The organism is Rickettsia sp. (genome assembly GCF_965035265.1).
Genome location: NZ_CBCDJS010000066.1, coordinates 1 through 7,745 on the forward strand (window position 1 = coordinate 1; position 7,745 = coordinate 7,745).

Here is a 7,745-nt window from a genome sequence, read left to right on the forward strand (position 1 = left end):
CATGCATTCGGTCTACCGTCTCACCTTGCAGTTTGTAGCCAGTTAATGCATATCCATGATCCAACTTCACTCGTCTCTTATTATTTGCACTTTCGACTGCTTTTGTTAACACGCTTTTATGAGTAGTCATTTGTTCCGGTTGTTTATAAAAAGGACTATGTGCTCTACCTATGTCTTTCAGTACATCTACTATTATATTTTGTGATGTTATTTTTTTTGTATCAGCATATTCTAATTCTGTTCTTAGTGTTATTTCTTTATTAAGCTGATTAAATCTCTGTTGTTTTTCTTGATCGGTAAATCTAAAGTAATTCTTATCTTGTAGTAAAGCGGTTAATGCTTCGGTTTGAATAGTTTGTTTATGCCCTATCTCTGCTAATGCTTGTATATTTTTATAATTACCTATATCTGTTTTTTGTTTTTCTTGATTAATATTATGGTTTAACTCCTTAATTAACTTTATTCTATCCTGAACCTGATTTACCGAATCTTTAGAACCTTTTAATGATTGTAATCCTATATTTATTGATGAAATTATTTGTGCTATATTATTACCGACTATAGCTGCAGATATCCCTGCCACGTTTACTATATTACTTATTCCATTTGTTATAACCGATGCTATAAATAATGATTTGGTACCTTTATTACTTTTGTCTTTCGTTTGAGGCCGATCATTATGTATATATAAATCATCTTTTAAAATATCTTTTAACTTCGGGTCAATTTTTAAAAGGGCTTGCTGTTTACTCAAATCATCACGATGTTTTACTAATAATTTATTTTCTTGTGTAAGAAGACGTATCCTTCGAGTATGTACTACATCTATTATTGCTTTACCTACTATAGATGTTGCCATGGCAGTAGCTGATGCAAACATAAATGGAGCGCTGCAGGTGCTATAGTTGCCAGTATAATACTACTTGCTATTAATCCGAGTACACTAGCTGTGGTTTTATTGAAAAGAATCTTTCCTGCTACGTTGCTTATTTTCTTTATATTACCCCATGTCTTTGAGGTCTTAATACTATTTATAATATTGGATGTTCTTGAGTTAGTTTGTGCTTTATACTCACTTTCATAAATAGTGTTTGGGTGTTGTCCATGGTTTTTTAAGGCATTTGTGCCTCTACTCCTTAATTTTTGTATCCGTTCTTGCTCTATTATATATAAATCATCTTTACTTTTTACTGTTTCTTGAGAAATTATACGCTCCAAGTTACGCCTTTGTATAACTTCTAAATCATCCATACTTCTAAATATTGGAGGCTGCTTTTTAGGTACTATGCCTATATCATTAGATGATACCTTTTTGTTCTGCACCTTAGGAATTACAATATCTAAATCTTTTTCTAGTGATTGTGCATATTTATTTTCTTCTTCTATAGGTCGTGCCATTCTATTCGCTCTATTTGTATGCCTTTAATCTGTTTTAGGGTGCATTATAGATAATTATTAAAATTTGTTAACAATTATCTAGAATTAAATTACTTAAAATGCAAATTTAAGGTAAATCTTTATCTCTCTTTGCTTTATTAGGCACTGTTAACAGTGCCTAATAAAGCAAAGAGAGATAAATAATAACCTAAACTAACTAAAAGTTATTGTGTTATTAAAAAATTCATATATTAATTAAAATACAAAGTTATTTATTAATTATTATGTCAAATACATCTAAGTTAGAAAATCACTATAATAAATTGTTACAAGATATTATGCTTAAAATATTAGAGCAGAATAAAGCTGTAGAAACCTATTTAATAAAAGAAGATTTTAGTAGTGCTTTAAGTGAACTGCAAAAAATAAACGAAAAGCTTGAAGAATATTGTAAGGTTTTTTCTCTACTTGAAATAATTAAAACCGAACTCTCTGAAGAAGATAAAGTATACAACTAATTTATATAAAAGTTGAAAGCCGTTTTTCATCTTTTATATTTAATATTTTATACTGAATAGCGAATTATGCAATAACTCGCTATTCGCATTCAATAATAATTTCTTGCTTCAACTTCTAGCCTTTTAAAATGTGATATACCGAGGCTATACCCTATAATGATAGGAATTACTATCATCAGTAATCCTAAATTATTAAAACGTTCTGTTAAATAAACAAGCCCAAAAGAACTAATTACGTACATAGCAGCTCTTGAAGAAGCATATATAAAGCTAGCATAGGTAAACCGTTTAAAAACCGGAAAACTTTTGTAAAATATCGGGATTGCCGGAAATTCACTTGGAGAAAAAGTAACTACAATTAGTGGAATTAAGAAAATTTGCCAACCTTGGGTTATATTATCTAATATTAATGGACTAAATAAAATAAAAGCTAAAAATATCACTAATTGTGTTTTTAAAATTTTTAGCGGATGAAATTTATAGCATAAACATGTAAGTGCTAGTGCTACAAAAAACTCTACTATAGAAACAATGAAATTTTGATGTATTACTGCTTCAGTGGTATAATGTAACGAATCTTTAAGTATATTACTACAATGAACATAAGCAAAATAAAACCATACAGGTTGTGCTAGTTGTATTAAAAAATAATAGATGGCAGTTTTCTTATTAACTTTTTCTTGCCATACAGGATTATTTTTTATTTTTGCTACATCAATTATATTACTATCTTTTATTGTGTCGTGTATTCTACGTTTAGCATCAACGAAATCCGGTGTTTCACGTAAAGTAGTTCTAGCGGCACTACCTATTAATGCAATTCCTGCACCTATCCAAAATGCGATACGCCAATTAAAACTGTAAGATGTAACTAAAGTTGCTACGCCAAGAGCTACCGTTAATCCTAAGCTAGCACATACTCCTACAAATGCTACGGCAGGAAAACGCTTAGGAGCTCCGACAGATTCCGTTAAATATAATTCTGCTCCTACTCTTTCTCCCATAGATGATATACCTTGTACTATACGACATATAGTTACTATCCAAGCGGCACTAGCACCTACTTGGGCATAAGTAGGAAGATTAGCCATAACGATGCAAGAAAATGACATTAAAATAGCGGTAATAATGACTGTGGATTTCCGGCCTATATTATCTCCTATCCAACCAAATAATAGAGCTCCTAAGGGTCTAAAAATAAAAGTAGAGCAAAAAGAAAAAGCTGCAAGAAGTCGATTAACGTGAGTATCATATTGCGGGAAGAAAAGCTCATTAAGTAGTACCGCCATATGAACATAGAGCATAAGATCAAAATACTCTAAAAAAGTACCTATGGATAGTAAGCCTATAGCCCGTTTTTGTTCTCTGTTTAAACTTTTTTGTTTTTTTTCGTATCCTAACACAATTTTTCTAAAAAGTTAATTTATAGAAAGATTATATTGAGAAGATTTAAAGTCAAGGAAAAAGTTACAATATTTTATGATTATAATTATTTAAAACTTCTTTGACTAATGAAGTGGTTATTTTTCTTTTAGAAGTTAAGGCAAATTGATTTATATTCTCTAATATTTCTATGATTTTAGCATATTCTCTAGGTAAATTTACTAAAAGAAAATCTATTATCTGCCTAGATATTGTTACCGAAGAAATAGAAAAATGCTTAAATATTAGAGTTTTGATTAACTCATCATCAGGGGAGTTTAATACTATACTAAGTACCGATTTGATACGTGAAGATAAATCAGGCAATGCAAAATTTTCATTTTTATTAAGCGATGTAAGCAAAAGATATTTTTGTTTTTCGTTAATAATATTGAATATATGAAGTAATGCCGGCTCTTGCCAGTTTTCAATATCTTCAATGATAAAAGCATTATATTTTTCTAAAATTTCTTCATTAAAAAAAATATCTTTAATAATATAAGCATTGCTTAAATTTTGCCATATTTGGGTTAAATAAGTTTTGCCTGAAGAAGAAGGCCCTTTGATTAATAAAGTGAATTTATAAGGATTAACGCCAAAGCCGTGCTGCCAATTTTGTATAATATTATAAGCTTGATAGTTAGAACTAGAAACAATAAATTCATCAGGATGATATTTATTAGGAATAGTAAACCGAAATATATATTGCTGCACTGTTATAAGAATTTTTTAGCCGTCTATTCGATAGAATTTGCTAGATTTATAAAATTTAATTAGATTCAAGAGTAAAATTTTAGTAATACCAGCGATAGGTATGGCAAAAAATATCCCAATAATTCCAAATAAACTGCCACAAGCAAAAATCGAGAATATAATCCAAAGAGGATGCAACCCTATTTTATCACCGATAATTTTAGGGGTTAAAATATAAGACTCACAAATATTTCCGACTAGATAAATTATCATTATATATAGTAATTTGGAAGTTACGCCAAAAGTTAAATAGCCGATAATTAGAGTTAAAAGAAACGATATAAAAGTACCAAGGAAAGGAATAATAACTAAAAACCCTGTTAAAATGCCAAGTAAAAGAGCGAGATCAATACCTATTACGGTAAATGCAATACTATAATAAGTAGATAATAATAAGCAAATATTTAGCTGGCCTCTTATGTAAGCAGATAACAGATTATTAATTGCCGATAATATTTCAAGGATTTTCGGTCTAGTTTTTATAGGTAATAATGATTTTATGTTTGCAATAATTTTAGCCCAATCACGTAGGAAATAGAATAATATTATAGGTATAAGTAAAAATAAAACAAATATGTTAATAGTGATAATAGTATAACGCCAAAAATTATTAGCAATACTGCCAAGTATAGTAAATATACTATTTATAAAATTGCTTAAAGAATTCTTGATTTTATCGGCAATATCCGGTTCTATCGAATAAATTTTTGCCATTATAGGAGGTAATATTTCTGCCTGTAAATAATTTTTATATTTTGGAATATTATTTATAAAAGTAAAAATTTGTCCATAAATTATCGGCACTAAAATAGTAAGTGCTATAAAAAATATGCTTAAAAATATCAGATAAATTATACTCGATGCAAATTTATTCGATATTTTTAATTTTGTTGCGATAAAATCAATAGCAGGTTGTAATAAGTAAGATATTATAAACGCAATAAAAAATGGTTTTACGGCGTCTGAAATTAGCATAAAACCGCTTATAAAAAGCCCTAAAAAAACTAGCCAAAATATAGCGGTTCTATTCATATTATTCTTCCAATTTTCTATATGAAGATTAACTTCAAAAAGAGCTAAGAGTTCACAAGGCGAGGACCGCAGCGTATACTTAATACGTGAGAACAGAAATTCTTGTAGAACGACGACGCCAATTTTTGAAGTTGTTCGAGTATTAAGGCTTTTTAACTACTTGTACGGTAGCAGGACGAAGTAGCCTATCCCTAATTTTATATCCTGATTGCATTAAAGTAATAATGCTATTCGGTGCATACTCTGTATTATCTATCTGCGAAATTGCATTATGTAAATTATAGTCAAACATCGATCCTATTTCTGGTTTTATTTCTTCAATATGATGTTTATGAAATATTTTATCTAGCTCATCTTTAGTCATCTGAACACCGGCTATAATATTTGTGACTTCTATATCAGGATTTGCCGGTTTGTGTGCTAATGCTCTTGAAAGATTATCACTAACATCTAGTAGCTCTTTAGCAAATGTAGCAATCGCATAATCTTTTGCTTCGTCACGTGCTTTTTCTAAGCGCTTTCTTGTATTGTCTATTTCGGCAGTAGTTCTAATTAGCTTGTCTTTTAGCTCTTCAATTTGTGCTTTTAAGCTCGCTATTTCTTCATTATCAACTACTTGAGCTTCTATAGTAGGACTAATTTCTTCTTCATTATGGTTCTCTATATTATCATCTATCATATTATTTACTTTTTTATGTTCTTTTTTGATATATATATAGATATAATAAAATTTTTTTCAATGGTATACTCGTTTAATTTGAAAAATTGGCATCGTTACTTTTCGCTTATAATCCTCACATATTATATATACGTTGTGGTTATAAGCTTCAAAGTTCCTTGCTCTTTTTCAAATTAAACTTCGTCTACCGATTTTTGTGTATTTATTTAGGAGTACAAATTGTATTATGAGACACTCAGGAAGAAAAAGCAACCAATTACGTCCTATTTCATTAGAATTATCACCGCTTGTTAATGCGGAAGGTTCTTGCCTTATTAAAATCGGTAATACGCATGTCATGTGTAGTGCTACTTGCGAAACTACCGTACCTCCGTTTTTACGTGGGCAAAATCAAGGCTGGATTACTGCCGAGTACGGTATGCTCCCCGGCTCTACATCCCAGCGTATTAAAAGAGAAGCGGCCCTTGGAAAACAAGGCGGAAGAACTCAAGAGATACAGCGTTTAATAGCGCGAAGCATGCGATGCATAATTGACCTAAAGAAACTTGGTGAAAGACAAATTATTATAGATTGTGACGTTATTAATGCTGATGGTGGTACTAGAACGGCAGCAATAACAGGAAGCTACGTAGCATTGCACCTAGCTATTAGATCATTGATGAAAAAGAGAATTTTAAAAGTAAACCCTTTAATTAGTCAAATTGCAGCTATTTCTTGTGGTATATATAAAGGTGAGGCGATACTAGATTTGGATTATTTAGAAGATAGTGATGCGGAAGTGGATAGTAATTTTGTGTTTGCAGGTAACGGTAATTTAATCTAAGTACAAGGCACGGCAGAGAAAGAACCTTTTTCCGAAGAACAATTTTTAGCAATGTTAAAGCTTGCTAAAGGCGGAGCTGCGGAATTATTTAAACTACAAAATCAAGTGCTGCTTGAGTCTTAGAAAGTGGCTACGTGGATTAGTTTTTCCGTCATTGCGAGGAAAAATTGAAAATTTTGACGAAGCAATCTCAGGATATTTGACGAGATTGCCACGCTCTCTACGTTCGCTCGCAATGACGATTAGGTATTCACGCAACAACGCAATGCAGAAATAACGTATTTATTAAGCGTATGGACTATCATCAAAAGTAGTAGTTTCGCCTGATAATACGATTGTCTTATTTTGATCACTAGGATTTGTAAATACATAATTATTAAGATCGGTTACTTTAACACTACTATGTGGTTCTAAGAGCAATTCCTCAGCATGACCTAGGCTTTCAAGTGTAACACGCTGATTAGTTGAAATTATTACTTTACCGTCAAAAGTAGTAGATGTGTCTGTTATAGTTAAAGTACCTGATGTTGTTGGGATTGCTCCGTTAACAGGACCAAGGCTTGGGTCATTGCCGTATTTTGAATCGTATATCATATTTTCCTCTTTGAATGAATTTTAAGTTGTATGATAACTACTACAATATCTAATAAGTTATTTCAATTAAAAAAGTTAAGAAATTATAAATATATTTATAGATTTGTTTCCCCTATTAGGTCTATTTCTATAACTTCATCGCTTGGATTATCAAATAATTGATTGTCAAGGTCAATTACCGTAAGGCTACTATGCGGTTCTAGGATTAGCTTTTCAGCGTTACCGATAGTTTCTATTGTAACATGATAATTGCTTGAAACTTTAGCTATATGAAAGAATTTTCCTTCCAAATTTACATTATCTTCAAAAGTTACCGTTCCTCCGCCGCCTTTAGCAGGGATAGTAGTTCTATAACCAATATTACTAAGCTTGTTCTTAGATAGTGGAATAGGAGTTACTGAAGGATTTTTTAAAATAGAAGGTATTTGATTAGTGTTATTTTTCACAAGGAGCTCAATCTTTAATGAATTAAACTATTAATATAAATATCTTCTGCATTACTTCAATTAATTTTTGAAATTAGTTCTTTACTCAATCTATAATTGTC

At 30.7% G+C, this 7,745-nt stretch carries 8 protein-coding genes and 2 pseudogenes; 2 read left to right on the top strand and 8 right to left on the bottom strand.

Features of this window, described 5'->3' with window-relative positions; genetic code table 11:
* Both AC1Z7D_RS05050 and AC1Z7D_RS05055 read right to left on the bottom strand, forming a co-directional pair.
* A pseudogene (locus AC1Z7D_RS05050) lies at positions 1-880 on the bottom strand (hypothetical protein); the annotation flags it as partial.
* On the bottom strand, positions 844-1,398 hold the full coding sequence (locus tag AC1Z7D_RS05055; RefSeq protein WP_482602537.1) for a hypothetical protein: 555 nt from the start codon (positions 1,396-1,398) through the stop codon (positions 844-846). The pseudogene AC1Z7D_RS05050 and the gene AC1Z7D_RS05055, both read right to left, overlap by 37 nt.
* A 263-nt stretch (positions 1,399-1,661) precedes the next feature.
* On the opposite strand from AC1Z7D_RS05055, the gene AC1Z7D_RS05060 reads away from it, so the two are divergent.
* Positions 1,662-1,895 (top strand): hypothetical protein, encoded by a 234-nt coding sequence (locus AC1Z7D_RS05060; protein ID WP_482602539.1) that lies wholly within the window; start codon positions 1,662-1,664, stop codon positions 1,893-1,895.
* 89 nt (positions 1,896-1,984) lie between these two features.
* On the opposite strand, the gene AC1Z7D_RS05065 is transcribed toward AC1Z7D_RS05060, so the two are convergent.
* From AC1Z7D_RS05065 to grpE, 4 genes are all read right to left on the bottom strand, one after another.
* Positions 1,985-3,298, bottom strand: coding sequence for an MFS transporter (locus AC1Z7D_RS05065; RefSeq protein WP_482602541.1), 1,314 nt, complete (start codon positions 3,296-3,298; stop codon positions 1,985-1,987).
* Between the two features lie 64 nt (positions 3,299-3,362).
* Positions 3,363-4,031 (bottom strand): HdaA/DnaA family protein, encoded by a 669-nt coding sequence (locus AC1Z7D_RS05070; RefSeq protein WP_482602543.1) that lies wholly within the window; start codon positions 4,029-4,031, stop codon positions 3,363-3,365.
* A 15-nt stretch (positions 4,032-4,046) separates the two neighbouring features.
* Entirely contained in the window at positions 4,047-5,102 is a 1,056-nt protein-coding gene (locus AC1Z7D_RS05075; RefSeq protein ID WP_482602545.1) for an AI-2E family transporter, read from the bottom strand.
* A gap of 142 nt (positions 5,103-5,244) precedes the next feature.
* Positions 5,245-5,781, bottom strand: coding sequence for a nucleotide exchange factor GrpE (grpE, locus tag AC1Z7D_RS05080; RefSeq protein ID WP_482602547.1), 537 nt, complete (start codon positions 5,779-5,781; stop codon positions 5,245-5,247).
* Positions 5,782-6,007: 226 nt separating this feature from the next.
* On the opposite strand from grpE, the pseudogene rph reads away from it, so the two are divergent.
* A pseudogene (gene rph, locus AC1Z7D_RS05085) lies at positions 6,008-6,727 on the top strand (ribonuclease PH).
* Between the two features lie 162 nt (positions 6,728-6,889).
* Here the strand turns inward: rph and AC1Z7D_RS05090 are convergent.
* Positions 6,890-7,198 carry a hypothetical protein gene (locus tag AC1Z7D_RS05090; protein WP_482602549.1) on the bottom strand — a complete coding sequence of 103 codons (309 nt, stop codon included), beginning with the start codon at positions 7,196-7,198 and terminating at the stop codon, positions 6,890-6,892.
* 95 nt (positions 7,199-7,293) lie between these two features.
* Entirely contained in the window at positions 7,294-7,644 is a 351-nt protein-coding gene (locus AC1Z7D_RS05095) for a hypothetical protein (protein WP_482602551.1), read from the bottom strand.
* Positions 7,645-7,745 lie beyond the last annotated feature (101 nt).